Source organism: Arthrobacter sp. TB 23 (genome assembly GCF_000294595.1).
GTDB lineage: Bacteria > Actinomycetota > Actinomycetes > Actinomycetales > Micrococcaceae > Arthrobacter_D.
This window is the reverse complement of sequence record NZ_ALPM01000119.1, coordinates 1-26,431: the sequence shown is the minus strand read 5'-3', so window position 1 is coordinate 26,431 and position 26,431 is coordinate 1. Positions and strand designations below refer to the sequence as shown.

General features: G+C 64.1%; 25 protein-coding genes and 1 pseudogene. 12 read left to right on the top strand and 14 right to left on the bottom strand.

Features of this window, described 5'->3' with window-relative positions:
- Nucleotides 1-39 precede the first annotated feature (39 nt).
- The 6 genes from B384_RS21525 to malQ form a co-directional block, all read right to left on the bottom strand.
- Nucleotides 40-144, bottom strand: a complete 105-nt coding sequence (locus tag B384_RS21525; protein WP_019484125.1) for an MFS transporter small subunit — start codon at nucleotides 142-144, stop codon at nucleotides 40-42.
- Nucleotide 145: 1 nt separating this feature from the next.
- Nucleotides 146-1,549, bottom strand: coding sequence for an OFA family MFS transporter (locus tag B384_RS0116080; RefSeq protein ID WP_019484124.1), 1,404 nt, complete (start codon nucleotides 1,547-1,549; stop codon nucleotides 146-148).
- A gap of 153 nt (nucleotides 1,550-1,702) precedes the next feature.
- Entirely contained in the window at nucleotides 1,703-2,494 is a 792-nt protein-coding gene (locus B384_RS0116075) for a class I SAM-dependent methyltransferase (RefSeq protein WP_019484123.1), read from the bottom strand.
- A gap of 9 nt (nucleotides 2,495-2,503) precedes the next feature.
- A complete protein-coding gene (locus tag B384_RS0116070; RefSeq protein ID WP_019484122.1) occupies nucleotides 2,504-4,039 on the bottom strand; it encodes a putative bifunctional diguanylate cyclase/phosphodiesterase in 1,536 nt (511 codons plus the stop codon).
- Nucleotides 4,040-4,420 carry a DUF7793 family protein gene (locus B384_RS0116065; RefSeq protein ID WP_019484121.1) on the bottom strand — a complete coding sequence of 127 codons (381 nt, stop codon included), beginning with the start codon at nucleotides 4,418-4,420 and terminating at the stop codon, nucleotides 4,040-4,042.
- A 128-nt stretch (nucleotides 4,421-4,548) separates the two neighbouring features.
- Nucleotides 4,549-6,675 (bottom strand): 4-alpha-glucanotransferase, encoded by a 2,127-nt coding sequence (malQ, locus tag B384_RS0116060; protein WP_019484120.1) that lies wholly within the window; start codon nucleotides 6,673-6,675, stop codon nucleotides 4,549-4,551.
- A 46-nt stretch (nucleotides 6,676-6,721) separates the two neighbouring features.
- Here malQ and B384_RS0116055 point away from each other — a divergent pair, with 46 nt between their 5' ends.
- Complete coding sequence (locus B384_RS0116055; protein WP_024476314.1) at nucleotides 6,722-7,006, top strand: acylphosphatase; 285 nt, start codon at nucleotides 6,722-6,724, stop codon at nucleotides 7,004-7,006.
- Between the two features lie 54 nt (nucleotides 7,007-7,060).
- Here B384_RS0116055 and B384_RS0116050 read toward each other — a convergent pair whose 3' ends face one another.
- A complete protein-coding gene (locus tag B384_RS0116050; RefSeq protein WP_019484118.1) occupies nucleotides 7,061-7,609 on the bottom strand; it encodes an acyl-CoA thioesterase in 549 nt (182 codons plus the stop codon).
- Between the two features lie 132 nt (nucleotides 7,610-7,741).
- On the opposite strand from B384_RS0116050, the gene B384_RS0116045 reads away from it, so the two are divergent.
- Nucleotides 7,742-8,482 carry a maleylpyruvate isomerase family mycothiol-dependent enzyme gene (locus B384_RS0116045; protein ID WP_019484117.1) on the top strand — a complete coding sequence of 247 codons (741 nt, stop codon included), beginning with the start codon at nucleotides 7,742-7,744 and terminating at the stop codon, nucleotides 8,480-8,482.
- Between the two features lie 106 nt (nucleotides 8,483-8,588).
- Here the strand turns inward: B384_RS0116045 and B384_RS0116040 are convergent, their stop codons facing one another.
- Entirely contained in the window at nucleotides 8,589-9,545 is a 957-nt protein-coding gene (locus tag B384_RS0116040) for a ribose-phosphate diphosphokinase (RefSeq protein WP_024476315.1), read from the bottom strand.
- A 156-nt stretch (nucleotides 9,546-9,701) separates the two neighbouring features.
- Between B384_RS0116040 and B384_RS0116035 the strand changes: the two genes are divergently transcribed.
- Entirely contained in the window at nucleotides 9,702-11,081 is a 1,380-nt protein-coding gene (locus B384_RS0116035) for a short-chain fatty acid transporter (protein ID WP_019484115.1), read from the top strand.
- Here B384_RS0116035 and B384_RS19325 read toward each other — a convergent pair.
- From B384_RS19325 to B384_RS0116020, 3 genes are all read right to left on the bottom strand, one after another.
- Entirely contained in the window at nucleotides 11,078-11,917 is an 840-nt protein-coding gene (locus B384_RS19325; RefSeq protein ID WP_019484114.1) for an SGNH/GDSL hydrolase family protein, read from the bottom strand. The two genes, B384_RS0116035 and B384_RS19325, sit on opposite strands and share 4 nt — an antisense overlap.
- A gap of 30 nt (nucleotides 11,918-11,947) precedes the next feature.
- A complete protein-coding gene (locus tag B384_RS0116025; protein ID WP_019484113.1) occupies nucleotides 11,948-13,078 on the bottom strand; it encodes a glycosyltransferase family 4 protein in 1,131 nt (376 codons plus the stop codon).
- A gap of 114 nt (nucleotides 13,079-13,192) precedes the next feature.
- The gene (locus B384_RS0116020; protein ID WP_019484112.1) at nucleotides 13,193-13,867 is read right to left on the bottom strand and encodes a pyridoxine/pyridoxamine 5'-phosphate oxidase; all 675 of its coding nucleotides are present in this window, start codon (nucleotides 13,865-13,867) and stop codon (nucleotides 13,193-13,195) included.
- 40 nt (nucleotides 13,868-13,907) lie between these two features.
- Here B384_RS0116020 and B384_RS0116015 point away from each other — a divergent pair, with 40 nt between their 5' ends.
- The gene (locus B384_RS0116015) at nucleotides 13,908-14,687 is read left to right on the top strand and encodes a phosphatase PAP2 family protein (RefSeq protein ID WP_019484111.1); all 780 of its coding nucleotides are present in this window, start codon (nucleotides 13,908-13,910) and stop codon (nucleotides 14,685-14,687) included.
- Nucleotides 14,688-14,695: 8 nt separating this feature from the next.
- Here B384_RS0116015 and B384_RS0116010 read toward each other — a convergent pair whose 3' ends face one another.
- Nucleotides 14,696-15,964 (bottom strand): baeRF2 domain-containing protein, encoded by a 1,269-nt coding sequence (locus tag B384_RS0116010; protein ID WP_019484110.1) that lies wholly within the window; start codon nucleotides 15,962-15,964, stop codon nucleotides 14,696-14,698.
- A gap of 41 nt (nucleotides 15,965-16,005) precedes the next feature.
- On the opposite strand from B384_RS0116010, the gene B384_RS0116005 reads away from it, so the two are divergent.
- The 3 genes from B384_RS0116005 to B384_RS0115995 all read left to right on the top strand — a co-directional run bounded on the left by B384_RS0116005 (nucleotide 16,006) and on the right by B384_RS0115995 (nucleotide 17,815).
- Complete coding sequence (locus B384_RS0116005) at nucleotides 16,006-16,680, top strand: phosphoribosyltransferase (RefSeq protein WP_019484109.1); 675 nt, start codon at nucleotides 16,006-16,008, stop codon at nucleotides 16,678-16,680.
- Nucleotides 16,681-16,763: 83 nt separating this feature from the next.
- The gene (locus B384_RS0116000; RefSeq protein ID WP_019484108.1) at nucleotides 16,764-17,012 is read left to right on the top strand and encodes a hypothetical protein; all 249 of its coding nucleotides are present in this window, start codon (nucleotides 16,764-16,766) and stop codon (nucleotides 17,010-17,012) included.
- Nucleotides 17,013-17,158: 146 nt separating this feature from the next.
- On the top strand, nucleotides 17,159-17,815 hold the full coding sequence (locus B384_RS0115995) for an alpha-ketoglutarate-dependent dioxygenase AlkB family protein (protein WP_019484107.1): 657 nt from the start codon (nucleotides 17,159-17,161) through the stop codon (nucleotides 17,813-17,815).
- 14 nt (nucleotides 17,816-17,829) lie between these two features.
- Here the strand turns inward: B384_RS0115995 and B384_RS0115990 are convergent, their stop codons facing one another.
- A complete protein-coding gene (locus B384_RS0115990) occupies nucleotides 17,830-18,357 on the bottom strand; it encodes a mycothiol transferase (RefSeq protein WP_019484106.1) in 528 nt (175 codons plus the stop codon).
- Between the two features lie 37 nt (nucleotides 18,358-18,394).
- Complete coding sequence (locus B384_RS0115985) at nucleotides 18,395-19,129, bottom strand: FadR/GntR family transcriptional regulator (RefSeq protein ID WP_019484105.1); 735 nt, start codon at nucleotides 19,127-19,129, stop codon at nucleotides 18,395-18,397.
- Nucleotides 19,130-19,285: 156 nt separating this feature from the next.
- Between B384_RS0115985 and B384_RS19320 the strand changes: the two are divergent.
- From B384_RS19320 to B384_RS0115950, 5 genes and pseudogenes are all read left to right on the top strand, one after another.
- Nucleotides 19,286-20,519, top strand: a pseudogene (locus B384_RS19320) (alpha-hydroxy acid oxidase).
- A 476-nt stretch (nucleotides 20,520-20,995) separates the two neighbouring features.
- The gene (locus B384_RS0115970; RefSeq protein ID WP_035747490.1) at nucleotides 20,996-21,328 is read left to right on the top strand and encodes a hypothetical protein; all 333 of its coding nucleotides are present in this window, start codon (nucleotides 20,996-20,998) and stop codon (nucleotides 21,326-21,328) included.
- Between the two features lie 210 nt (nucleotides 21,329-21,538).
- Nucleotides 21,539-23,533: an S-layer homology domain-containing protein gene (locus B384_RS0115965; protein WP_019484101.1), complete on the top strand. Its 1,995-nt coding sequence runs from the start codon at nucleotides 21,539-21,541 to the stop codon at nucleotides 23,531-23,533.
- A gap of 74 nt (nucleotides 23,534-23,607) precedes the next feature.
- A complete protein-coding gene (locus tag B384_RS0115960; RefSeq protein ID WP_019484100.1) occupies nucleotides 23,608-24,099 on the top strand; it encodes a heme-degrading domain-containing protein in 492 nt (163 codons plus the stop codon).
- 325 nt (nucleotides 24,100-24,424) lie between these two features.
- The gene (locus tag B384_RS0115950) at nucleotides 24,425-26,056 is read left to right on the top strand and encodes a ribonuclease J (RefSeq protein ID WP_083850977.1); all 1,632 of its coding nucleotides are present in this window, start codon (nucleotides 24,425-24,427) and stop codon (nucleotides 26,054-26,056) included.
- The last annotated feature ends 375 nt before the right edge of the window (nucleotides 26,057-26,431 follow it).

The following is a 26,431-nucleotide window of genomic DNA, read 5'->3' as shown; positions in this document are numbered from 1 at the left end:
CCGCCGTCGTTAACGTGCAGCACTACAAACTGCGGGTGGTTAGCCGCCGAACAGTGCTGACACGCGGGTCATGGTCTGGAAGATCCCATATGCCAAGGGAACGGTCACAAGGGCCCATACGAACGTGGTGCTTGCTACCTTCATCTCATGCCTCCATAGCGGATTCTTTGGTGGACGTCCCGGATTCGGGAGCCGCCTTTGGTTCGTGGAACTTCGAGTCGACCGGCTTGATCATCAGGTTGGCGATGAAACCGATAACCAGCAGACCCACCATGGTGAGCAGTGCCGGCTGGTAGGCGGCTGCGGTGAGCTCGCCTGGTGTGCCCTGAGCGTCGAGGAAACCGTTGACGATCAGTGGTCCGGCGATACCCGCGGCTGACCAGGCGGTCAGCAACCGGCCGTGAATGGCGCCGACCTGGTAGGTGCCGAAGAGGTCACGCAGGTAGGCAGGAACGGTAGCGAAGCCGCCGCCGTAGAAGGAAATGATGAAGAAGGCCAGGAACACGAAGAGGATCGTGGTGCCCGCGCCGGCGAGCGCCAGCGTGGTGTACAGCAATGCGCCAACACCCAAATAGATCATGTAGATCCGCTTGCGACCAATGATGTCTGAGGTGGAGGACCAGACGAAGCGACCGGCCATGTTTCCAATCGACAACAACCCAACGAACCCACCGGCGACAGCAACGGTGACCGCGGTGGAGCCGTCTGCTTCGCGGAAGAAGTCCTGGATCATTGGGGACGCCTGCTCAAGGATGCCGATACCTGCCGTGACGTTGCAGAAGAGCACGATCCAGACCAGCCAGAACTGCTTGGTCTTGATGGAGTTCTTGGCCGAGACGTTATCGGAGGTTACGAGCGCTTTGGTCTTGATTGTTGAGGGGTCGAAGCCTGCCGGCTTCCAGTCAGCTGCGGGGACCTTGATGGTGAACGCACCGAACATCATGTACACGAGGTAAATGGCTGCGAGGGTGAGGAAGAGCATGCCCACCGAATCGCCGCTGGCTACCCAGCCCTCGACGTCGGAGTTCGGGTCATACATCCGCAACAGCTGGGTGGAGAGGGGGCTGGCGATCAGGGCGCCGCCACCGAAGCCCATGATGGCCATACCGGTAGCCAGCCCTGGCCTGTCCGGGAACCATTTGATCAGGGTCGAAACCGGGGAGATGTAACCGATGCCAAGACCGATGCCACCGATGAAGCCGTAGCCCAGGTAGACGAGCCACAGCTGGTTGGTGAAGATTCCGAGTGAGCCGACAAGGAAACCACCGGTCCAGAAAAGAGCCGAGGTGAACATGGCCATGCGGGGGCCGTTCTTATCTACCCAGGTGCCCATCACTGCGGCCGACAGGCCCAGCATCACGATGGCGATCGAGAAGATAACGCCGATCTGCGTCAGGCTCGCATCGAAGTGCTCAACCAGGGCGTTCTTGTACACGCTGGTGGCGTATGCCTGGCCGATACAGAGATGCACCGCCAGGGCTGCGGGGGGGATCAACCAACGGTTAAACCCGGGCGGGGCGATGGTGTGTTCGCGGGCAAGCCAACTCATCAATGTCTCCTTCGTGCTGGAACGGTGGGTACTGTCAGGACCGCGGGCGCTGACGCTGCGTGAAATTGTTCAATATTCAACCTCACTAAGGGTAGACGAAGATCACATAATAGTTTGAACGGGCAACCGATGAGTTTTGACGACCTGGTCGACTCAGGAACGGGGCGCGAGCGCTGCGTAGTAGCCCGGGATCTGCTCCGGCTCGCCCTTCGCCCGCATGGCAACAGCGTTAATGGTCACCGGACCGTCCTCGAGCACAGCCCAGGACTCGTCGTCGAAGGCTGACTGACGTTCGGCGGGGCCGAAATGACCGGGTTTCGGCAGACCGCCGATGGCGAGCTCCAACGGTTTGGGAATCCTGCCGGGCGAGGCGCCAAGGCGCGAAATGTAGCTGAGCGCGTCGCCTCGATAGTTGGTTTCCACCAGAAAAACCCGCCCCTGGGGCCCGACCAAGGATTTGAGCGTGGCGGCCAGGGCAGTGCGGGCCGCCGGGTCGAGGACGTGGAAGACGCCCCGGACAAAGACGTTCGAGTGGCCAAAGTCGGCTGCCAGGAGCTCGCCGGCCCCCGGAGCGGTGCAGTCGGCGGTGCGATAGTCCACGTTGCTGAGATCAGCCGATTCGGTCAGCGCACGGGACGTGGCACTCGAGGCGACGTCCACCCCTACAGCCAGGGGGAAGTAGGCGGCCAGCAACCGGGTGAATGCACCGTTGCCGCAGCCGATATCAATGACCGGCAGCGCAGGGTTCAGGGTGCGGCTGAGGCCGGGAAGGTAGCTATTGAACTCCTGGTCCCCGCCAGCGTCCCACAACACGTCGCCGTCGGACCCTGTGCTTTGAATCCGGTGCCAATAGTTTTCCCAGGCGACATTACGATCCCTGGGCACCCCTGAGGAGAGCCTGATAACCGCAGGCAGCAGGAGGTATTTCTTCGGGAATGTCGGCACGCGTCAACACTAAACCCTCAGCGAGGGCAATCCTTTACCGATTAGCCCTGCCATTACTGCCGCCTCTGCCGGCCGGCCGAAAAAGTAACCCTGACCGTAATCGCAGCCCATTCGGTTCAGGAGCCTGGCCTGGTCAGCCGTCTCAATTCCCTCCGCGACCGAGAGGAGACCAGCCGCTTCGATCAGTTGCAGGACGGCAGCGACAAACTTCAACTGCCTCGGATCATCGACAATGTCTTCGATCAGCGAGCTGTCCATTTTCACCGCCTGGGCGGGAAGTTTCCTGAGGTAGCTGATGGACGAGTAGCCGGTACCGAAGTCATCGATTTCGACACCGACGCCAAGCTCCCGCAGCCCGAGCAAATTGGCGGAGCTCGCCTCCGGATCAGTCATCAGGGAAGTCTCAGTAATCTCGACGATAAACCGATCGGTGGGAACAGCATGCCTGGCGAGGGCCCGATCGATGAGGTCAGCCAGACCGGGGGCCCTGCTTTCAGCGGCGGACAAGTTGATTCGGACGGCAAAGTCCCGACCATCCAACACATCCCCCCAATCTCCGAGCTGAGCAGCGACCGCGTTGATCATCCATTCACCGATATCGACGACCAGTCCACTCTCCTCCGCTATCCCAATGAAATGGTCCGGATAGAGCAGCCCACGGTCCGGGTGCTGCCAGCGCACCAGAGCCTCGGCGCCAATAATTGTGGAGGTCTGAAGGGAGACCAGCGGCTGGTAATGAACTCTGAGCTGACCTGCTGGGATGGCCTGACGCAGCTCCTCGAGAATGGTGAAACGCTCGTGCGTCGCTTGCAGCATGGCTGGGTGAAACACCTGGACATTGCTGCGGCCAAGGTTCTTCGCCACATACATTGCGGTATCGGCGTCGCGCATCATGTCTTCGCCCGACTGCCCGGCTTCACCGCACCGGACACCGATACTCGCCAGGATGCGGATGCTGGTCTCGGAAACGATCATCGCCGGCCGCAACGCGTAAAGGATACGCTCAGCGATTTCACAGGCGATCTCGTCGGCAGTTTGCGGCAACAAGACCGCAAACTCGTCGCCGCCCAGCCGTGCCACAGTATCGGATTCCCGGACGGTCGATTCAAGACGACGTCCCACTTCGATCAGCACCTGGTCGCCGGCAGAATGGCCAAGGCTATCGTTCACCGCTTTGAACGCGTCAAGATCCAGCAGAATCAATGCCGCAGGTTGCACCCCTGCGGCCGCGGCCAGCGTTTCGTCGTCAATCCGTCGGCGCAGCAGGGTTCGGTTCGGGAGACCGGTGAGACTGTCATACATAGCCATTCGTTCCAACTCAACCTGGGCCGCGTGCAAGCGGGCGGTCCGGTCACGGACCCGCTGCTCCAGGTCTTCATAGAGAACTTCGAGTTCCTCGGCCAGGAGATTCACACCGCTGATCACGGCGTCCATTGAATCCCGGGCGGGAGAAACTTCCATCCTGGCTGACAGGTCTCCGGAGGAGAGCCGGACAATTCCCTCCACCAAGGCGTCGAGCCGCTTGTCCACAAACTCTTCCGCCACTTACCTCTCCTTCAGCCAGCCAAGCGCGGCCGGTTCGGAGGTGAAGAATTTTGTGGGGCACGGTAGCGAGCTCACGCCCAGAATGAAGTTGGCAATGACCTTATCGACCTGCGATGAGCCCAGGAGCGCAATCCGCGAAGCCGAGCACGGCAGACCGAACACCGTTCGCGCTCCCCGGCTGACGGCCTTCGTAGTCGCCATGTCAACGAGCATGGGGAGGCTTTCCCCAGCGCACAGCTTGTTCACCTGATCCATTGCCAGGCGGGCGTCGGCTTCAGTGATTGAGATGCCTCGCGCCCACCGCAGCCTCAGGATGTTGTCCGCACCGCGACTGAGGGTGGCGTCAATCCCCTGCACGCCGTCCGGCGGGAGCTCACCCACAACGGATCCTTCGGTAGCCCAACGCGCGCGAACAGGCGGAGGGGAGAGGGAAATATAATTCGGCGGGGGCCATGGTTACAGCATAGAACCTTCGGGGCGCCGCCCCGGAATGAGTCGGTCCCCCCGGATCAACCCGCCATCACCCGCGCCAGGGCGGCAAACCGCTCATTGTCCGGCAGGTCCTCGAGGAGCACTGACTGGCCGTCAGATCCGGCGAGGGGGATCCGCCAGTTGGGGTACTCGTCCTTGGTCCCCGGTTGGTTCTGGGTGCGCCGCTCCCCCACCGCATCCGTCAGCGCGACGCCGAGCAGCACCGAAGGAGTTCGCACAATGAACCGGTGCAACGCTTCTACAGTTGATTCCACCGTGTCGGCGGCGCCTCCGGCAGTTGGTCCCGTCACTGCACGGACCAGTGCCAGCACCGAGTCCTGGGCCGCCTGGTCGGCCGAGCGTTCTTCCTCAACCGGTCGGTTCAGCAACCCAAGTGACTCCCGCAGGTCAACGTGTTCGCCCGCCAGGTACCCGGCAGACGGCGGCAGGTCGTGGGTGGTGACGCTGGTCAGGCACGCCTGGCGGTAGCTTTCGGGACGGCGCGGGCCGTCGTCGTCGTGCTCGAACCAGAGGATCGAGGTGCCCAGGATGCCGCGCTCGGCCAGGTAGTCCTGCACCCCGGGCTCAAACACGCCGAGATCCTCGCCGATGACGACGGCGCCGGCCCGCTGCGCTTCGAGGGCCAGGATGCCAATGAGCGCCTCGTGGTCGTAATAGACGTAAGTGCCGTCGCCGGACCCGCCGCCGGCGGGGATCCACCAGAGGCGAAACAGGCCGAGGATGTGGTCCACGCGGATACCACCGGCGTGTTTGAGGACCGTGCGCAGCATGTCCCGATAGGCGGTGTACCCGGATTCGGCCAGGCGGCCAGGATGCCACGGCGGCTGGCTCCAGTCCTGGCCCTGCTGGTTGAACATGTCTGGTGGTGCGCCGACGCTAATCCCTTCCGCGAGGACGCTGCGCAGGGACCACGCGTCGGACCCGTGGGAGTGCACGCCGACGGCCAGGTCATGGATGATACCGATGGTCATCCCGGCGTCGAGCGCGCCCTGCTGCGTGGCGGCAAGCTGCTCATCGCAGAGCCATTGCAGCCAGAGGTGGAACCCGATCCGGTCCGCCAGGGCTACGCGCCGGGTGTCGAGGTAGGACTGGTCGTCCCATTCGGGGGCTCCCGCGGGCAGGGTTTCTGCGAGCGCGCACCAGAGGGCGAAGCTTTCCAGGCCCTCACCTTCCTGCGCCCGGAACTCATCGAAGGAACGTTGTCTTTCGTGGCTCAGTGGCACCTGGTGGATGCTCTCCAGCGCGCTGAGCTTCGCGGCGTAGCTGCTGTCCCGGTCCAGAATGTCAGCGTCACTGTTGGCCTGCCGCAGGGTCACAGCATCGTGTTCGATGGCATCCCGCGCCCCGGCGGTCAACGCCGCGTACTCGGGGACGTTCTCCACCCGAAGATAAAGCGGGTTGAAGAAGCGCCGGGTAGACGGCAGATACGGTGAGGGTTCGACAGGAGGAGCGGGTTCGGCGGCATGCAAGGGGTTAATCAGCACAAACCCCGCCCCCCTGCTCGCCGAGAAGGCTGCCAGCTGACCCAGGTCAGCGATGTCCCCGACCCCCCACGAGTCCTTGGACCGCACCGAGTACAGCTGGGCCATCAGCCCCCAGGTTCGGTTGAGCCGCGCCGTGGTGTTCAGCCGCTGTGGAGTCACAACCAGTGTGCACTCTGCGACGGCGCCATCGGCCTGGACCGCGTGCAGGGTATGCCACCCGAGCGGCAAATCACCCGGGAGGGTGAGGTGCAGGCGCTCCAGGGGGACGCCGTCGATCTCTGACTGCTCAACGGCACTGCCGGACAGCTCCAGTTCCCTCAGCTGTCCGTCTTCGAGCACGAGGCGAATGGTCGGCCGGTTTCCCGCTGGGGTAATAATCGGAACGTCCTGGACCACCGTTTCCCTGCCGACGACGACGGGAGGGAGCGTCCGCCGCCAGGGAGCCGTTTCGGCGTCGTGCAGCGCCCGGACGGCGTCGTCGTTCGTTTCGCAGGCAACACCGAGCGCGCTCAGCACTTTCGTCAGGGTCTGCGGGCTGACACTCTTTTCCTGGCCGTCCCAGCCCCGGAACGCTGTGCCCACGCGGTGAGCCTCGGCGAGGCGGATCAGGAGGTCTGGCTCGGGTGGTCTGGACGTGCTGGATGTTTCGGTTGCAGGCATACCCTCAAACCTAGGGGGTTGAGAGGTGGTTCGCTACGCTGAACCGATGAATGAACAGCAGCAAACCCGGCTCACAGCGACCGTGACCGGAACCGTGCAGGGTGTCGGGTTCCGCTATTACACCCGCAAACGGGCTCTGGCGCTGGGGCTCTCAGGCATCGCCTCGAACCGGGCAGACGGGTCAGTGCTGATCGTGGCCGAGGGCGCCGACCGGGCGGTCCATGAACTGGCCTCCTGGCTTGGCTCCGCCGCCGCTCCCGGACGGGTGAACGACGTCGACGGGTCCTACGGTGCTCCGACCGGCGAGTTCACTGATTTCTCAACCGAATAAGTCCCGCTGGGCGGCCGGCTGGCACCTTCCGCGTGCGGGAAACTCGAACCAGGCCTACCGGACCCAGACGTGCGGGGCGGGGCGCCTGGTGCTGGGCAATGAGTTGTTCAGGCGCCACTCGTGGATCCATTCCGGCAGGACCAGGGCGGCAGGGGGCTGCCCCAGGGCGGCGAAAATGTCTTCGTTGCTGACCGGGCCGTTCTTGGAGACCAGCCGGGTGGCGATGACCGCCTTGGCGTAGATTTCGCCACCACTGACCATCCGCTGCTCGAAGTAGATGGCACGCTCGTCGAACCCGACAATGCGGGTCTCGATGGTGTACTGCTGACCCAGGGTCAGGGATTTGCGGAAGCTGATGGTCTCGCCGTTGGCTACCGGGCTCCAGCCCCTACGCCGCATCATTGACCAGGTGCCGCTGCGGATCATCAGGTCGAACCGGCCCAGGTCCATGAGGGAGAAATACATGCCGTTGTTGACATGCATTGCGATGTCAATGTCCGTGGGCAGGACGCGGAGCGGCAATGAAGACTCTCCCCAGATACTCAACTTTGGGCGGCGTCTGGAGGTGAACAGGGTCAGCAGGGTCCGAAACAGAAGGTGCATGAACCTATATTACCGGCCAGTAACATTCGGGATGCAAGCACGCGATGAGTCTTTGCGGCCGGACGAGCCCCGCACCGGTTCCTGGCCGCCGGGCTCACGGCCTTCCGCCGGCATTGTGCCTAGACTCGGGTAATGACAGCTCCGTATCCGTACGCCCTTCCCTTCGACCGGTACCGTGCGCTGCTGGCCCGCGACCACTCCCGGATGGTTGAGTTGGCACCCTCGGCCCTGATCTCTGCGGTATCCGCCTGCCCGGGCTGGACCGGGGAGGACCTGATTCGCCACACGGCGATGGTGTACCTTCACAAGTCCGAGTCCATCCGGACCGGTGCCAGGCCGACCGGGACCTGGCCGCCACCAGAGCTGGACCAGATGCAGCCGATCCCCGCGCTGCAACAGTGCTACGCGCGGCTGATGGACCAGTTCGATGCCCACGCACCAACGGATCCGGCTTTCACCTGGGTCAAGGACGACCAGACGGTCGGCTTCTGGATCCGCAGGCTCGCCCACGAAACGTCCATCCACCGCTATGACCTCGAATCCGCGCTGGGCCATCCCCACCCAATCGACCCCGACCTTGCGGTGGACGGCATCGATGAAATCCTCACCGTGATGCTCGTCCGGAGCAAGCCCGACGACGACGCCAGCGGCGCCACCATCACCCTGCGGAGCGCAGGACTAGCCTGGACCCTGGCTATCGCCCCGGACGTCGTCACCCTTGAACGCCAGGTCAGTGACCGGGCTGATGCCCAGATCAGCGGCAGGCCCGCCGAGTTGCTGCTCTGGCTCTGGGGCCGTGGACCACTGCCGGAAGGAAACCCGCAGAGCGGCGCGGCGGACGAACTCCGACGACGTCTGGCTTCAGCCACCTAGGGCAGCGACCCTGGGCCGCCACCTCACCGTAGTGATGCCGGAGGACGACCTGACAACGGCAACACCCCGACGGCTACCCCGGGTTCCGCCGCGACCGCGAACAACGTCAGACCCTGATGTCCTCTGACTGGAAGAGGGCGCTCACCGATTCTCCGGTGTGGATACGGCGGATCGCTTCGGCGAAGGCGTTGGCCACCGAAATGACTTTCAGTTTCGGATGAGCCTTGTCTTCCCCGATGGGAACGGTGTCGGTGCAGAGCACCTCAATGACGTCGTCGCGCTCGGCGATCCGCTCGACGGCTCCGTTGGAGAAGATGCCATGGGTGCAGACCACCCGCGCCTTCCGTGCTCCCATTTTCGCCAGGTGATCCAGCAACTCCAGAACGGTGCTGCCGTTGGCGATCTCGTCGTCAAGCACCACGATGTCTTTGTCTCTGACGTCGCCGATGATGGAGGTGATTCGGACTTGGTCATTCTCAAACCGTTCCTTGGCCCCGGCGGCGACCGGCGTGCCCAGCAGTCGGGAGAACGCGGTCGCGGCCTTCGCGTTGCCCAGATCAGGAGACACCACGATGGCGTTACTCAGGTCCAGGTCCTTGAAATGGGCGGCGAGTTCCCGCAGGGCGTGCAGCTGATCCACGGGAACGCCGAAGAACGCCTGCACCTGCGGCGCGTGCAGGGTCATGGTGAGGACCCGGGATGCGCCAGCGGTGGTGAGAAGATCCGCCACCAGCTTGCCGCCGATGGAGATGCGCGGTGCGTCCTTCTTGTCGGAACGCGCGTACGAATAGTGTGGCATCACGGCCGTGATGCGTCCCGCGGAGGCCCCGCGGGCGGCGTCGATCATCATGAGCAGCTCCATCAGGTTCTCCTGCACTGGCTTGACCAGCGGCTGCACAATGAATACGTCCCGTTCACGGCAGTTTTCCAGCAACTGCACTTCCAGGCAGTCGTTCGCGAAGCGCTGCAGCCGTGACGGGAGCAGCGGCACACCCAGGTGCCCGCAGATCTCCTCGGCGAATCCCCCACTTGCTTGTCCACTGAAAACGGCGATCTCTTTGATCAACGGCTTACCTTTCCACGGCAGTTGGTGGGGATGATGCTGTGGACACCATTGTCGTACAGATTGACCCGCGGCGGTTGCCGGTGAAGTAACGTTGGTGCCGGATCGGAGCCCTACCGAACCGACAATGACGTCTATTCACAGGAGAACCCAGCCATGCCGACCTCCGGTCCCCCAGCAAAACAAAAAACATCAGCGGTGTCGGCTGCGATGCGTCCGATCAACTCGGTGGTTGAACGCTTCCTCCCCAGCGCGCTGGTGTTCGCCGTCGTACTCAGCCTCGTCGTCGCTGTCGCCGCGCTGATTTTCACGGATGCGGGGCCGGTTGACGTCCTCAACGGGTGGGGCGACGGCCTGTCAGGGTTGCTCGCCTTTATGACCCAGATGGCTCTCATCCTGTTGCTCGGCCACGCGCTGGCCCACACCGGGCCGGTCCGGAAACTGCTGGCCCGTCTCGGCGGGATCCCCCGAAGCCCGATGCAGGCCTATGTTTTCGTGTTCGTGGTTGCCGCCACGGCGTCGCTGATCACCTGGGGGCTGGGCCTCGTCGTCGGCGGCCTGCTCGCCAAAGAGGTTGCCGCGCAGGCCCGCGAGCGCGGCATGGCACTGCATTTCCCGATGCTGGTCGCAGCAGGGTTCTCCGGTTTCGTGGTGTGGCATATGGGCTACTCGGGGTCCGGCCCCTTGACCGCGGCGACCGAGGGTTCATTCATCGCCGAGCAGCTCGGCACCACCATCCCCATCACCGAAACCACCTTCTCCTGGTGGAACATCACTGCCGCCATCGCCACGATTGTCCTGGTGAGCGCGGCCCTGGCACTGGTGTCTCCCCGCTCCGGGGACAGGATTTCCGAGCTGCAGGTCGACGCCCGGCACACCGATGACGTCGCGCTGAACGACGACGTCGTCACCCCCGCCGACCGCATCGACGCCAGCCGTATCCTCACCACGTTGTTGGGCATGGCGCTGGTTGCCTACCTGGTGGTCCACTATGTGCAGGGCGGCACCGCCACCCTGGACATCGTCAATTGGACGTTCCTCGCCCTGCTATTCCTCCTGGTCCGCAGCCCCTTCGAGCTGATCGCGCTGACCAAGAACGCTGCGTCAAACGTCGGCGAAATTCTTCTCCAGTTCCCTCTCTACGCCGGAATCATGGGCATCATGACGACGACGGGCCTCATCAACGTGGTTTCGGACGCGTTCGTGAGCATCGCCAACCCCACCACGTTTGGTTTGTTCGCCCTGCTCTCCGCAGGGTTGGTGAACTTTTTCGTACCATCAGGTGGCGGACAGTTCGCGGTGCAGGCACCGATCATGCTCGACGCAGCCGAACGGCTGGGCGTAGACCCCGCAGTAGCGATCATGGCCGTGTCCTACGGCGACCAGTGGACCAATATGATCCAGCCCTTCTGGGCCCTGCCGCTGCTGGCGATCGCTGGCCTGAAGATGCGCGACATCCTGGGCTACACCATGGTTACCCTGATCGTCTCAGGTGTGGTGTTCGCCGGGATCCTGCTGATTGTGGGGGCAAGCTAGGGCACGCCGGGACCGCCCAGCACCGCAGGCAGGCCCTGGTCCTTCACGAGGCGGCGAAGCCCGCCTTTCGGTGGCACCACCACCGGGGTGGGCCAGCGCGGGGGCAGGTTGTCCCCGAGGGTGACCCGGCGGATCTTGCGCCCCGCCAATGGCAGCACCCAGTCGTGGATCCATCGGCGCTGGGCGCGTTCCCACTCCCTGAATGTCCTTGGGACCGCTGGCTCCCAGTCCTTCAGTTTCACTGAGTGCTGCACCTCCAGGAGGTCCAGCACTCGGGTGGCCATGTATTTGTGGCCAGCCTTCGACATGTGCAGCCGATCCGGCCCCCACATGCGCCGGTCCTCATAGGCTTCGAAGCCCCAGTAATCCACCAGGTCCGCGCCGTACCGGTCCGCGATCTGGCGGACGCCGTCGTTATAGAGCTGGTGGCGCTTGCGCAGCAGCCGGAGCGCGGGGGACACATCGACGTCGTACCCCGTGAACAGGAGCACCCTGGCCCCGGTCGCCGCCAACGGTGCCACCAGCTCCTCGTACGCCGTGAGGAGGAGCGGCACCGAGGTTCCGGCGTCGAGAATGTCATTGCCTCCGGCGTAGAGGGTGATCAAGGTGGGGCGCAGTGCCAGCGCTGGTTCCAGTTGCTCGGCGGTGATGTGGCGCAGTCGTTTGCTGCGCACCGCCAGGTTTGCGTATTCCCATCCCGGCTGGTCCTTCGCCAGCCGTTCGGCCACCCGGTCGGCCCAGCCGCGGACGCCGTTGGGCAGGTGTTTGCTCGGATCCCCCACCCCCTCGGTGAAGGAATCGCCGAGCGCCACGTACCGCCGTGTGCGCTCGCTCATACCGCGGTGGCGGCTACACCGCCCTGTGCCTCAGAGACGAAGCAGCGCATGTTCCTCCATGACCTCTTCATAGTGCTGGACCAACAGCTCGCAGAGCACCGGCCAGGTGCGGCCCTGCACGCTCGCGAAGGCGGCCTCCGCGAACGCCTGACGTTTCGCGTCATCCCCGATCAGGTCCATCACCTGGCCGCGCATCTGGTCCAGGTTGCCGGCCGTATAGAGCCAACCGGTACGGGAGATATCGACGAGGTCCAGGGGTCCGCCCCGGCCGGTGGCAACGACCGGCACGCCGGAGGCCATGGCCTCCTGGATGGTCTGGCAGAAGGTTTCGAGTTCGCCGGGGTGCACAAAGAGGTCAAGGCTGGCGACGGCTGCTGCCAGTTCCTCCCCACCGAGGAACCCCGTGAAGACCGCGTTCGGGAGGGCCTCCTCCAGGGCGCCCCGCAGGGGGCCATCGCCGATGATCACCAGTCGGGTGTTTTCGATATCAGCCAGGACCCGCAGATCCTCAACCTGCTTCTCGGCGGCGAGCCGGCCAACGTACCCGATCAGGCGTTCCCCTCCGGGGGCGAGCACCGACCGCAGTTTGTGGTCCCGCCGACCGGGGTGGAACCGTCGCGTATCGACCCCCCTCCGCCACAGATGCACCCGCGGAATACCGTGCCCGCGCAGCTGGTCGACAGCTGAGGTGGACGGCGCCAGGGTGCGGGCGGCGCCTGAGTGAATGTTCTCCACCCGCTGCCACGCCCAATTGGCGAGGAATGGGACACCGTAGCGGGCGGCGTAGCCGGGGACATCAGTCTGGTAGACGGCAACCACGGGAATGCCAAGCTGCTCGGCAGCACGCACCGCCCGCCACCCCAGCTCAAAGGGCGAAGCGAGGTGGATGATGTCCGGTGCGAAGTCCGCCAGAATATTGCGTACCCGGGTGACACCGCCCAGCGCCACCCGAACGCTCCCGTACCCGGCCAGGGGCACGGCGGGCAGCCGGTGGATGCGGACCGTCCGTCCACGGTTAGGCTCAGCCCCGCCGGCCCCGGAGGGGGCGATCACCAGCACCTCGTCGCCTCGCGCCGCGAAATGCTCGAGCATTTTCTGGACGGAATGGGTTACCCCGTTCACGGCGGGCAGGAATGTTTCAGCAACAATCACGATCCTCACACCCCCACGGTGCCACCGCCGGATTGGTCAGAGGTGACGGGCGGGTGTCCCCGATCCGAAGGGTCGGTGAACAGCAGGCGACGACGACGACGGGTAGCGGCGGCCCGACCGACCCTACGGCCAGAGCAGGGCCCGTGACCAGCCGTCGCCGTCACTGGCATAGCGCAACCGCAGGTGCCGACGTTCGGGGTCGGCCTGCCAAAACTCGACGGTGTCCGGGACCACCGTGTAAACCGTCCAGGTGGCCGACCCGGGAGCGGCAGCTTCACCGTCGAGGGCGTCGAACCGATCCAGCTGGGCAGCGACGGCGGCGTCGAGTTCCTCCCGATCGCGCAGGCGGCTGCTCTGCTCACCGGCGAGCACCAGCGCTCGCGCCACCGGGTGGCGGCGGCGGAAGTCGGCGTCGTTCTCCTCGACGCCCGCGGGGCGAACCTTGCCCCTGATGCGGATCTGACGGCCCATCGTGGGCCAGAACAGGGCCAGGGCGGCCGCCGGGGAACCCTGCAGTTGGCGGCCTTTGGGACTGTCGCTGCTGCTGGCGAAGGAAAACCCCTGCTCAGTCACGTCTTTCAGGATCACCACTCTGGCGTCGGGGAGGCCGTCCCGATCCACCGTTGCAACGGTGACTGAATGCGGTGCCATCACCGCGGCATCGACAGCAGCCGCCAGCCATTCATGGAAGAGGTGCACCGGCGAATCCGGCACGGCTGCAGGATCGAAGTGAGGCAGCTCATCGGGGAAGACCGCGACCCCGTGCACCAGGTCGCGCAGTGATTGGTGATCATTCATCCCCTCAGCCTAGGCCCCGCCGTCGCGTTAGAGTCGACCAATGACATCCGACAAGGACCATTTCGTTGGCGGCAGGGATTACACCCGCTGGACCACCCCGGTGGGACGGGTCACAGTGCGCTGGGTGCGTGCCCTGGCCCGCTGGGTCGGACCGCGCTGGGCCATGCTGCTGATCCTGGCGGTCGGCGTCGGCATCGCGGTGTCCCTGGCCCTCGCGTCGGCCGAAGTGTATGAGGCGGTCGCGGAAACGGATGGGATTGCCGTCCTGGACCAGCCGGCCCTTGATGCGTCAGTGCAGCTACGTAATCCGGTCCTCGTGGCGCTGGCGAGCGGTTTCACGTTCCTTGGCGGTCCGATCATGATGCCGCTGCTTACCGCCGCCGCGATCGCCGGCCTGTGTTTTCGACGCCGGTCCCTGACACCGCTGGTCCTCGTGGCGGTCGCAGCCTCCGGGTCGCTGCTGATGACCGTGCTGGGGAAAAATGCGATCGGACGGCTGCGCCCACCGCTTGAGTTTGCGGTCCCACCGTACGAATCGTCGCCGTCGTTCCCGAGCGGACACACGCTGAACGCCATGGTGATCAGCGGCATCATCGCGTACCTGCTCGTGCTGGGGGCGCACCGCAATCGCTCACGCGCCCTGATCATCGCTGGCGCTCTGATATTCACCCTTTTGATGGCCGCCACCCGGGTCTATCTGGGCCACCATTGGGTCACGGATGTGGTGGTTGCTGCCACGCTCGGCCTCGGGTGGCTGGCAGTGGTGATCACCACGCATCGGCTCTGGCTCACAATCTCCGACCCGCGTGAGCCCACCTAGCCGGACCGCTACGGGGTGGTTGGTCCGAGTGGCCAGCGCAGGAGTGCTGCAATCCGGTGCGGGTCGAGCGCCCCGGGCGGGAACAGCACGACGTCGGCGTCGGTGAGCGCGGCGGCGCGAAGGAGAGCCGAGGGCGCTGAAAGGGTACCGATCAGACGGGCGCCGGAAATCTCGTTCGTCGAAGCCGCGATCCAGGGTTCGGCGGCGAGCGCCAGCAACCGCTGCTCGTCCCAGGCGGAACGCTCAATCAGGAGAGTCCCCACCTGACCCTGCTGAAGCGCATGAACCACAGCACCCAGTCCTGCCACAGACTCGGGATGCTCCCTTCCCTGCTGGTTCTCGAAACGCTCCAGCAGTTGCTGCTGCTCTCCAGCGACACAGGCAGCCACCCGCGACGACACCTCCCGGGCAAACGCATCCCGGTCAGCCCCATCCGTCCGGGTGTGGCTCTCTACCACGCTCAGGATGGCCCGGCTCGCCTCCGACAGCTGTTCTGCCACGAGGTTCCGCGCCCGGATATCGCCGGCGAGGATCAGCAGTTTCGCGCGGCTATTCCGCACCACCCGATCAATTTCATCGGCAATTTCCCCCGCGTTGGCGCGCCAGATGTTTTCGGTCCGGTGCAGATACCCACCCTGTGACGTGCCACCGCCCGGGATCTTCTTGAGGTTTTCGGTGGACCCTTCCACCTCGGTGCTTTCGTCGTCGGACCTGTTGACCCGATGCAGGTGGATGGTTCCGCCGTCGCGGCCCGCCTCCGCCACCACATAGGCAAACTCCTGGGGGCGGTGCCGGACCAGGGGCACCAGGTTGGGGACGGGGCCGACGTCGTGCACCTCCTGCATCACCAGCCGGCCTGGGAGGAACTCGTCAAATGCCACCTCGCCGTCGTTGACCAAGAGGAATCGCGCCACGGGGTCTGGCAGACCCTTTGCCGAGCTGCCGAGCGCGGCGCCGACCGCCTGGATATCCTGCCGGCCTGCACCGGCCTTGTGGAGGGCCGCGGCGATCGCGTCGGGGCGTGCGTCATCGGCGTGGAGGGAGTCCCCGGACCCGGTACTGGCGTCCATATAGATGGTGCACCATGGGCCGGGTCGTTTGTACAGGGCGCTATGGGAATGCAGTGCTGCAGTCATCTCACCCCACCCGATTTCCACTCGCGACGGCCGCGCTGCGGCTCCCATGACGGTCTTCCTGTGGTGTCCCGCAGCTTCATGGCGGGCCTCCTGGTTCCTCCGGTGATCGACTTTGACCTCGCCGGAAATGTAGGGTTGCATTCGGTTTACCACTCTTCGCCTCTGATGAACAGACCCAGACGATGCGCAGCAAGTCCGCAACACCCCGAAAGTTCGACGACAGGCAGGACGCCGGCCGCCAACTCGCCCACGCTCTCCTGCCGTTCGCCGGTTCCCCCGGGCTGCTGGTCCTTGGGCTTCCCCGCGGAGGCGTGCCGGTCGCCGCCGAGATTTCGGCGGCGCTGAGCTGCCCGCTCGACGTCGTTCTGGTCCGCAAGATCGGAGTGCCGGGGTTCGACGAGCTGGCCATGGGTGCTGTCGCAACCGCCGGCGGTAGCCTCAGCACCGTCCGCAACGAACGAGTCATTGCGGGCCTGACCGGTGACGGCAACGCAGCCTTCGAGGCGGCGATCGCCCCCGAACTGGTTGAACTGGCACGCCGGGAGGAACTGTATCGGGCCGGGTTGCCGCCGCTGGAGATCGCTGGGCGGACCATCGTCATCGTCGACGACGGCGTGGCCACCGGCGCCACCCTCCGCGCTGCCCTCCACGCCGTCCGACAGCTCCGCCCAGCCCAACTGTGGGTGGCAGCCCCGGTCTTCCTCGGACACTCCCTTGCCGGAATCCGTCCGCTGGCCGATCAGACGTTCTGGCTGTGGGACGCGGCGTCGCTCGGATCCGTCGGGCAGGCGTACCACCAGTTCGGGCAGGTGCCCGACGACGAGGTGCAACGACTCCTGCTGCGGCCCCCGGAATAAAAACTACCCATCGAGGGGTTGACATAACTAGATTGCTGGCAGTGGCCAGCCCCCTCCCGCACGTCACAACCTAAAGGACCAGCATGCCCACGGCCAGCATCAACGCCGAACCCTGCCGCACCGACCCCACCCCCGGCGGTGGCAGCCGCATCCGCAGCCTGCGTTCCCTGAAGCGGGGTGACCGCATCGAGGCCCGGCTCCAGCGCGAGGTGCTCTACCGCGGGCAGGTCGAGGAAACCGCCCCCGGACTGGGGACCGTCTGGATGCGCGACGACGCAGTGGATACCCGGTTGGCGCTCAGCCAGGACGACTTCACCTTCTGGACCACCTAACCCGCCACCTTCCTCGGCGCCCCGTTGCCCGGAGCCCGTTACCCAGCCCGTTGCAGAAACGGCCGAAAGGCCAAGACCTGCCGCTTGCACACTGCGGTTTCTGGTCCTCCGGGCCGTTTCTGCTAATGATCGGCCACAATTGAGGCATGGATTCCTTACTGCCGCGGGAACGAATCGAACCCGCTCCGGGCGCCGTCCACCTACCCGGCTGGCTCAGCCTCGAGCAGCAACGCGAACTGGTTGTCGCGTGCCGCGGGTGGGCGGCAGGGCCCGTCCCGATGCGGGCCGCCCGCATGCCCAACGGATCGATGATGTCGGTCAAGACCGTGTGCCTGGGCTGGCACTGGCAGCCCTACCGGTACACCAAGACCGCCGACGACGCCGGTGGCGGCCAGGTGGCCGAGTTCCCGGAGTGGTTGGCCCAGCTGGGCCGCGATGCAGTGACCGCTGCCTACGGCGGTCCGAACAGTTACGCACCCGACGCCGCCCTGGTGAATTTCTACGATGATGGGGCGGCGATGGGAATGCACCAGGACAAGGATGAGCGGTCCCCCGCCCCAGTGGTTTCCCTGAGCATCGGCGACTCCTGCGTCTTCCGCTTCGGCAACACCGAGACCCGAAACAAGCCCTGGACCGACCTTGCCCTCGAATCAGGTGACCTGTTCGTCTTCGGAGGCCCTTCCCGTTTTGCCTACCACGGTGTACTGAAAACCCAGCCGGGAACCAGCGATCCGGCACTTGGCCTCAAAGGCAGGCTGAACATTACGCTCCGCGAAACCGGGCTCACCGCACCCCGCGCCTAGTCCGGATCCAGACCCTAGTTCTCGTCCTGGGTCAGCAAACCCCGCACATAGGCCGCCTGTCCGACGTGCTGCATGCAGTCTTCGATCACGCTGACCAGTCGGACCTGAAGCGTCACGGGAGGGTTCCAGGAAGTGTCGACGATCCGGCTCAGGTCCGCCTCGTCGAGCCCGGTAACAAACTCCAGCGTGCGTGCGTGCACGGCGTCGAAATAGTCGACCAATAGGTCAGCACTGGCGGGGCGAACTTTACTGACCTGTGCCGAGGAATGTCCGTACCCCGTGTCCGATTCATCGAGGTCCAGGGCGAAACGTCCAGCCCAACCGCCGACGACCCATAATTCCGGGAGCGCTGCGGCGTCGGCAATGTGGTTGTCCTGGACCCGCGCCAGATGCCAGACCAACCAGGCGATTGAATTTCCTGCCGCGCTGCCGGGGCCGGCGGGTCTGAACGCCAGTTGACTCGGGTCCAGACCGGTGACGGCCCTGCGCACAGCGTCCGGAATTCTTCCGTAGGCCTCTTCAAGGGTTGCCGTTGCACTCATCGTGTTGCCTCCGTCTATTCGTCGCGTCGTCCCTGAGTTATAAACCCGCTTCGCGGTAGAAGCCAGCGATATGGTCGGCGATCAGGACTGAGGCATCCGGCCCCGGCGAGCGGGCGGCGTCGTCGTTGTCGTCGTCGTCGGCGGCGTTGTTGCTGTTGTTCCCGTCGGCGATCGCCTGAAAGATGGCCCGATGCTCGGCTCGCAAGCGTTCAACAGTGCGGGTCCAGTCCGGCAGGCGGCTGGTTAACTCCAGCGTGTAGGACTCGATCGACCCGCGAAGCGAGGACATCATCGCGCCGATCAGCACATTCCCGGCCGCTTCGGCGAGCGCCACATGAAACAGGGCATCGAGGCGGAGGAATTCGGCGGCCGCCAACCCGGGATTGTCCATCTCATCCAGGAGGTCCTCGGCGACAGCCATGGAGGGCGCGGTGGCTTGTGCCTGCCCGACGGCCCAGGTTTCGAGCAGCAAACGCGTTTGGACTATGTCTTCCACTGGAAGATGCGAACTGGCCACGTGGAAGCGAAGAGCTGCGCCGAGCGCCACGGCAGGGTTTGCGGTGATCACTGTGCCAGCACCAGGGCCTGACCCTACCCCTGCCCGCACCACCCCCATCGCCTCAAGGACACGGATGCCTTCCCTGGCCGATGCGCGGGACACGTTCAATTGCTCAGCAACCGCGCGCTCGCCTGGCAGCCGCTGGCCAACGGCCAGCCGACCCGCAGCCAACTCGGCTTCAATCCACGACAGCACGAGCTCATGGTTACGCATGCACCAATAGTAGTCAGCGGTCGGACCACAGGGACAAAGCACGAAGGCGCAACGCAACCGCTGGCAGCTATCAATGCTTGCGTGGCTGGGCCGGGTGACGGTAGAGTCCACCAAAAGCCCTGTGGTCCGACCACACCGGATTGAAGCGAGGTCAGCATGCCATCCCAGATTCCCCCAGCACTCAAACGACGCATCCCGAAAGTCAAGGACCTCGCCCCCCTGATGCAGTTCAAGAAACCTGAACTGGGCGCTGCTGCCCGGTTGAGGCGCGCCAGCACTATCTGGGATCTCCGTGATCAGGCCAAGCGGCGCACTCCTACCGCCCCCTTTGACTACACGGATGGCGCGGCGGAAGCGGAAATTACCTTACGGCGGGCCAGGGGCGCATTCCTCGACCTGGAATTTCGGCCCGGCATCCTCCGCAATGTGGAGACGGTTGACACCTCGGTGTCCGTGTTGGGTCAGCCATCCGCCCAGCCCTTCGGCATTGCCCCCACCGGTTTCACCCGGATGATGCAGTCTGAAGGCGAATATGCCGGTTCGCAGGCGGCCGAGGCCGCTGGCATCCCTTACACGCTGTCCACCATGGGCACCGCCTCCATCGAGGATGTGGCTACGGCAGCCCCGAATGGGCGGAACTGGTTCCAGCTCTACCTGTGGACCGACCGGGACCGGTCAATGGAATTGATCAGCCGCGCCGCCAAGGCGGGCAATGACACCCTTATGGTCACCGTCGATACTGCGGTGGCCGGGTCGCGGCTTCGTGATGTGCGCAATGGCCTCACCATCCCGCCAGCACTCACCGCGAAGACGGTACTGGACGCGTCCTACCGGCCGGCCTGGTGGTTCAATTTCCTCACCCATGAGCCGTTGGCTTTCGCCTCGTTGTCCCGCTATTCGGGAACCGTGGCCGACCTCATCAATTCCATGTTCGATCCCACCCTCACCTACGAGGACCTTGACTGGCTCCGTGAGGTCTGGAAGGGCAACCTGGTGGTGAAGGGCATTCAGACAGTCGACGACGCCAAGAAGGCCGTTGACCACGGAGTGGACGGAATTGTGCTGTCCAATCACGGCGGTCGCCAACTGGACCGGGCACCAATCCCTTTGCATCTGCTCCCGGACGTCGCGGCCGCACTGAAGGGCAAGACGAACATCATGCTCGATACCGGCATCATGAGCGGCGGCGACATTGTGGCGGCACTGGCTCTCGGCGCCGACTTCACCCTGATTGGGCGGGCCTACCTGTACGGGCTGATGGCAGGCGGACNGACGAGCCGGTGTGGACCGGACCATTGAGATCCTCAGCAAGGAGACCGCGCGGACCATGCAACTGCTCGGCGTAAACCGCGTGGAAGACCTCAACCCCGACCACGTGCGACTGCTCTAGCGGCTCACGCTGCTCACGGGCGGCTAGTCTCGCGGGAGCTTGCGGTGCGCTTCAGCCTGCTGGTTCTTGCCGTCGTTGTGCGCCTTCGACCCCCTCTTGACGAGGTCGGCGTATTCCCTCATCGACCGACCACTGCGATTGTGCGGTGCACCCCCGAACCCTGGAAGGTCCAGCGCACACACTGGCCCGGACCGCTCCAGGTGCGGAGCAAGCTGTTCGAAGTAATAGGATGAGACGCCAATACCGCAGACGAGTACGAACGGGTGCCGACCCCGAGCGCCGACGGAATTCACTCGGGTCCAGAGTTTCCCGCTATACACGCGGTCGACGCGAATTCTTTCGTCTTTATTTCTGGTCACGTCCTATTAACGACGATAAAACGTTCAAGTGACAGATTTGGGGCTAGTATCAATCTTGAAACCCGCTTTTTGCGGGTTTCATCGACTACTGGGACCAAGCGAATGGAGCACCAGCGGATGAATTATCCGTTGCAGTACCGGCGTGCTCGTGCGCTGGTTTACGCGGTACTCCTGTTCTGGGTGTGGGCCTGGCTCGGCAGCAGCTTCTTCATCGCCAGCCTCTTCGGATCCCCTGTTCACGCGCTGCTGGCAATGTATGCCCTCAGCGTCGCGGTCCTGGTCTCAATTCCCGCATTACTGCTGGCCGTAGCCCGCATGCTTCTCACTCGGACGCGCGCGCAGACAGGCAACAGAGTTAGCCCCGTGGTGACCGATCTGAGTGCGCGGCGCTCCTCTGAACCAGCTCCCACCCACGAGCCTGACTGGTGGTTCTCGGACAAAGCGTCCTGAGTTTGGCAAAACCTGCGGGAATCCTTCGGGTATTTCGGAAAGACTTTGCCAAATTGGGGCGGTCCTCGTAGTAATAACAAACCATACTTTTGAGGTGACCTTTAGAGGTTCGGCGCTTGTGCGTGCCGAACCTGTTTTGTGTGTAGGACCTCCCGGGATCTGCCGCAAAGCGGTCAAGTCTCTCGCCCCGGTTGAGTTAGGAACAAACATATGCGCGTCTTCAGGCGATCCGCCGCGGCTCTGACCGCCCTGATCCTCTTGGCATCAACACTGCCCACCATGACCGCAGAGTCCGCCACGGCCGCCCCTCTCGCGCCAGCGGAAACCTCGGTCGTTGAGCCGGCGCCAGCAGATCCCGCGGAAACCGCGTTGGTTGAACCGACCGCGCCGGCGGCAACCGCGTCCGAAGAACCAGCTGAATCGACGTCAGTCACGCCCGAAGAGCCTGCAATCGTCGAACCGGTCGAACCAGTCGACTTGACGTCAGTTGACCCGAACAGCAAAGACATCTTCGACCAGGTAGGCGGCGCCCCGCGCTCCATACACACCTACGAACCCGGCTATGACTTCGAAACCAACGGACAGCCCCTCGGACTCCAGCGTGAAGGCGCCGCCACCGCGGAGCCGCAGGATGTTCCAGCCAACATCGTCCCCGCACAACGCCAGGGCACCATCAAAGTCAAGCTGGTCACCGTCAAGCTGGCCGACAGTTCGAGCACGGTCTCGATGCCACACGCCATCAATTCGGTGAATGTTTCAAGCAACTATTGGAAGTCGATGTCCAACAACCGGCTGTCGATGGCGGTCACCTCCCAGGTGGCGGGACACAAGACCAAGGCACGCTCCACCTGGTCCTACAACGACATCATGAACCAGGTCACCAACGAACTCCGCTGGACCTACAGCCCGTACACCGCACTCGTTGTCTTCATCCCGACAGCCCTGCAGGGCGGGATTCTGGGTTACGGCTGGAGCAGCAATGGCACCAGCGGACGAATTCTGATGCCGCAGTACAGCAACTTCACCACCAACGTGGTGACCCACGAATTTGGGCACGTCCTAGGGCTCATGCACGCCGACGCACTGCAGTGCCCCAATGGCCAGAGTGACGTCCCCTCCTTCACAGGAACCGGCTGCTACATCCGCGAATACGCCGACACCATGGACCTGATGGGCTCCGCCCAGTGGTTCCAGACCCCGGCGATCAGCTCCAGTTTCTGGGATTACGGAAAGTTCGGCCGGGGAGACGAAATCCGCAATGTCGGCGTGGCAACAGGTCGTAAGAGCTACACACTGACACCGTGGGCGGGCACCGCCTCAAACCGGGCCGTGAAGTTCACTGATCCCCGATCCCGGGAGGTCTACTATCTCGAATTCCGGGCACCGGTGGGCTACGACAAAGCGCTGGCCGTCAACGGAAACTTCGGAGTGAAAATTGTCCAGCTAGGCGGTGCTGCTCCGAATGCATCGTTGGTCCTGATGCCTTCCACCAAACCGTTCGCCGGCTACTACGCTCCCAACCACGCCTGGAAAGCTGGCAGGACCTTCACCACTCACGCCGGAACCTCTGTCACCATCAACGCGCTGTCCACCTCCTCTGCCACGGTAACCATTGATGCGGGGTTGCCGTTCAAGGACCTTTCGAAGACCGGATTCCGCACCCAAATTGAATGGCTCCACGCCAGGAAGCTGGCCACGGGTTGGGCCGACGGCACCTACCGGCCCTCCGCCACCATGAACCGTGACGCCATGGCAGCGTACATCTACCGGCACGCGGGCAGCCCATCCTTCACCGCACCGGCACGAAGCCCGTTCAAGGACGTTCCGACCACCAGCCTGTACTACAAGGAAATCGCCTGGATGGAAGCCGTGGGCCTCACCACCGGGTGGGGCGACGGCACCTATCGTCCGCTGCAGCCCATCAGCCGGGACGCAATGGCCGCGTTTATGTACAGGTACACGGCAGACGCCTGCAATTTGGGTGGTGCCGCCGGGTTCACGACCCCCTCGACCGCGCCCTTCGCAGATGTCCCACGGGGCACCGAGTTCTACCGGGAGATCGCCTGGATGAAGCAGTCCGGCGTTTCCACTGGCTGGAACGACAGGACCTTCCGCCCGCTGGAAAACATCACCCGCGAAGCGATGGCTGCTTTCGTCCACCGGGTCGACGGCGTGCAGCGCCAGCTCGGCGGCTGCCGACTCTGACGGCTCCCCCCGAAGTTCCGATTTTTCCCGAGGGAGGCAGGTCTCAGGCCTCCCTCGGGGAGTACGTTTAGGTCATGGCCCCCTTGAAACCGGCAGACCCGCAACTATCTGAACTCATTGCACTGATCGAACTCGAGATTGCCGAACTCCAGTTTCCCCATTTCACCCTCGAGGACGCGCTTTCTCTGGGCCTGCGTCTGGTGAAGCTCGGCACCGACCGAGGTCTTCCGATCGCCATCGACATCAGCCGACCCGACCAGGTGTTGTTCCATGTGGCGCTGCCGGGCGCCACCCCCGACAACGAACTGTGGGCCAGGGCCAAGGCCCGTACCGCCGCGCGATATCAGGAACCGTCATACCTGGTTGGTCTGCGTGCCCTGGATAGCGGGGCCCGGATGGAAGACAATCCGCTCTTCGACACCACAGTCTTCGCGGCCCACGGCGGGTCATTTCCCCTCTATGTGCGGGGCGTGGGAGCCGTGGCAACGGTGACCGTATCGGGACTCCCCCAACGTGATGACCACGATCTGGTGGTCGAAGCTCTCCAAGGACACCTCCGGCACTAAATACGGCTGGGTAGCTGTCCGTCCAGTAAGGTAAATAAGTGGACTTCTCCCTCGACATTTCGGCAAGCCGCCTCGCCGCTTGCAAAATGACTCCGCGGCGCGTGCCGCGGTCGCCCGCGAGGTCCACCTATGGCGTTGTAGTGGGAGTCTCCCGCTACCCGGTGATCGGCAGTGTTGCTGGCACCAATGAGGAAGATCAGATTTCGGCCAGTAACGGCCACCTGGCGGCGACCCGCTGCTCGCACATATCAATTGAAAACGAGTCAATACTGTGAATACCAACAAGACCACCCTGAACGCTCCGCCAGCCTTGGCGAAGGGCAGCATGCGCATCGTCGCCCTGGGAGGGATCGGCGAAATCGGTCGCAACATGACCGTGTTCGAATTCAACGGCAAACTGCTGATCGTGGACTGCGGGGTCCTCTTCCCCGAGGAAGTTCACCCCGGCGTCAACCTGATCCTGCCTGATTTCTCAGCGATCCGCGACCGGCTGCAGGACGTCGTCGGCGTCGTCCTGACCCACGGACACGAAGACCACATCGGTGGTATCCCGTATCTTCTGAAGGAACGGGCCGACATCCCCCTGATCGGGTCCCGCCTGACGCTCGCGTTCATCAAGGCCAAACTCAAGGAACACCGCATCAACCCGAAGACCATTCAGGTCGAAGAGGGCACCAGGAAGCCGATGGGTCCGTTCGACCTTGAGTTCCTGGCCGTGAACCACTCCATCCCTGACAGCCTCGCCGTCGCCATCCGTACCAGCGCCGGAACGATCCTGCACACCGGCGACTTCAAGATGGACCAGTTCCCCCTTGACCGTCGGATCACCGACCTCGTGGGGTTTGCCCGGCTGGGGTCCGAAGGCGTTGACCTGTTCCTCACCGACTCCACCAACGCGGACGTCCCCGGTTTCACCACGTCGGAAAAGGACTTGCTGCCAGCGATCGACACGGTCTTCCGGACCGCTCCCCGCCGCATCATCGTCTCCAGCTTCGCCAGCCACATCCACCGCATCCAGCAGGTCATCGACACCGCGCACCGGCACCACCGCAAGGTGGCGTTCGTGGGCCGATCGATGGTCCGCAACATGACCATCGCCCGGGAACTGGGCTACCTCACCATCCCTCGCGGCATCCTGGTGGACTTCAAGAAGCTGCAGCAGTCCGATGACCACAAGGTGGTCCTCATCTGCACCGGGTCGCAGGGCGAACCGCTCGCGGCTCTGTCCCGGATGGCCGGAGGCGACCACGCCATCCGCATCGGCGAAGGCGACACAGTGTTGCTCGCCAGCTCACTGATTCCTGGCAACGAGAACGCCATCTACGGCGTTATCAACGCCCTGACCCAGCTCGGCGCCAATGTGGTCCACAAGGGCAACGCGAAGGTACACGTCTCGGGCCACGCCAGTGCCGGGGAGCTTGCGTACGTCTACAACATCGTCAAGCCCCGCAACGTCATGCCGGTACACGGCGAATGGCGCCACCTCAAGGCCAACGAGGCGATCGCCGTCGCCACCGGCGTCGACCCGAAGTCGGTGCTGATCGCCGAAGACGGCGTGACAGTTGATCTGGTCGACGGTAAAGCCACCATCTCAGGGAAAATTCCGGCTGGGCTGGTCTTCGTCGATGGTGACAGCGTGGGCCACACCACCGAGGACACCCTTGAGGAACGTCGCCGCCTTGCCGAAGAGGGCGCAGTCACCGTGCTTGCCATCATTGATGCGAAGACCGGCGAAATGGCTGAGCCGCTCGAGTTCTTCACCAAGGGCTTCGAGTGCAGCCAGGAGGACCTTGACAAGGCGTCCGATGCCATCGAGAAGTCGCTGGCGAATCCAGGCGGCCGACGTGGCGGCGGGAACAACGATCCTGAGGAAGTCATTGAACGGGCCACCGCTTCGTGGATGCGCCGGTTCTACAACCGGACTCCAGTGGTGACCGCGATCGTCGTCGACGCCTAAGCACCGGTCCCAGGCGACCGAACGACCCGGAAGCAGTCCCAGCCCGGCCTCGCCGCGCTATGGTGTCGACCTTTCGGGTGTGCTTCGTGCGCGGCAGTCTGGTTCGGTCCTTTCCTTGTGGTCGCCGGGCTCACCCCGGCGGCCTTGGGGGCTTTGGGGGCCCTGGGTGCCTTGGCGGAGAAGCTGAGTTACACGACGTTTCACCATCGGTGGGTTTTCGGGCCGCCGGAGGGCCTGCCAGGCCAGCCTTTGTGCGGCGCGCCGTCTCGATGACGCTCGTTGCCTGGGGTGGGTATAGCTGCCGACGCGCTTCTACAGATCCTCCGGGTCCCGACCGTACGGCGCCATAGTTCGTTCTTCGAACTCGGCTCGCCG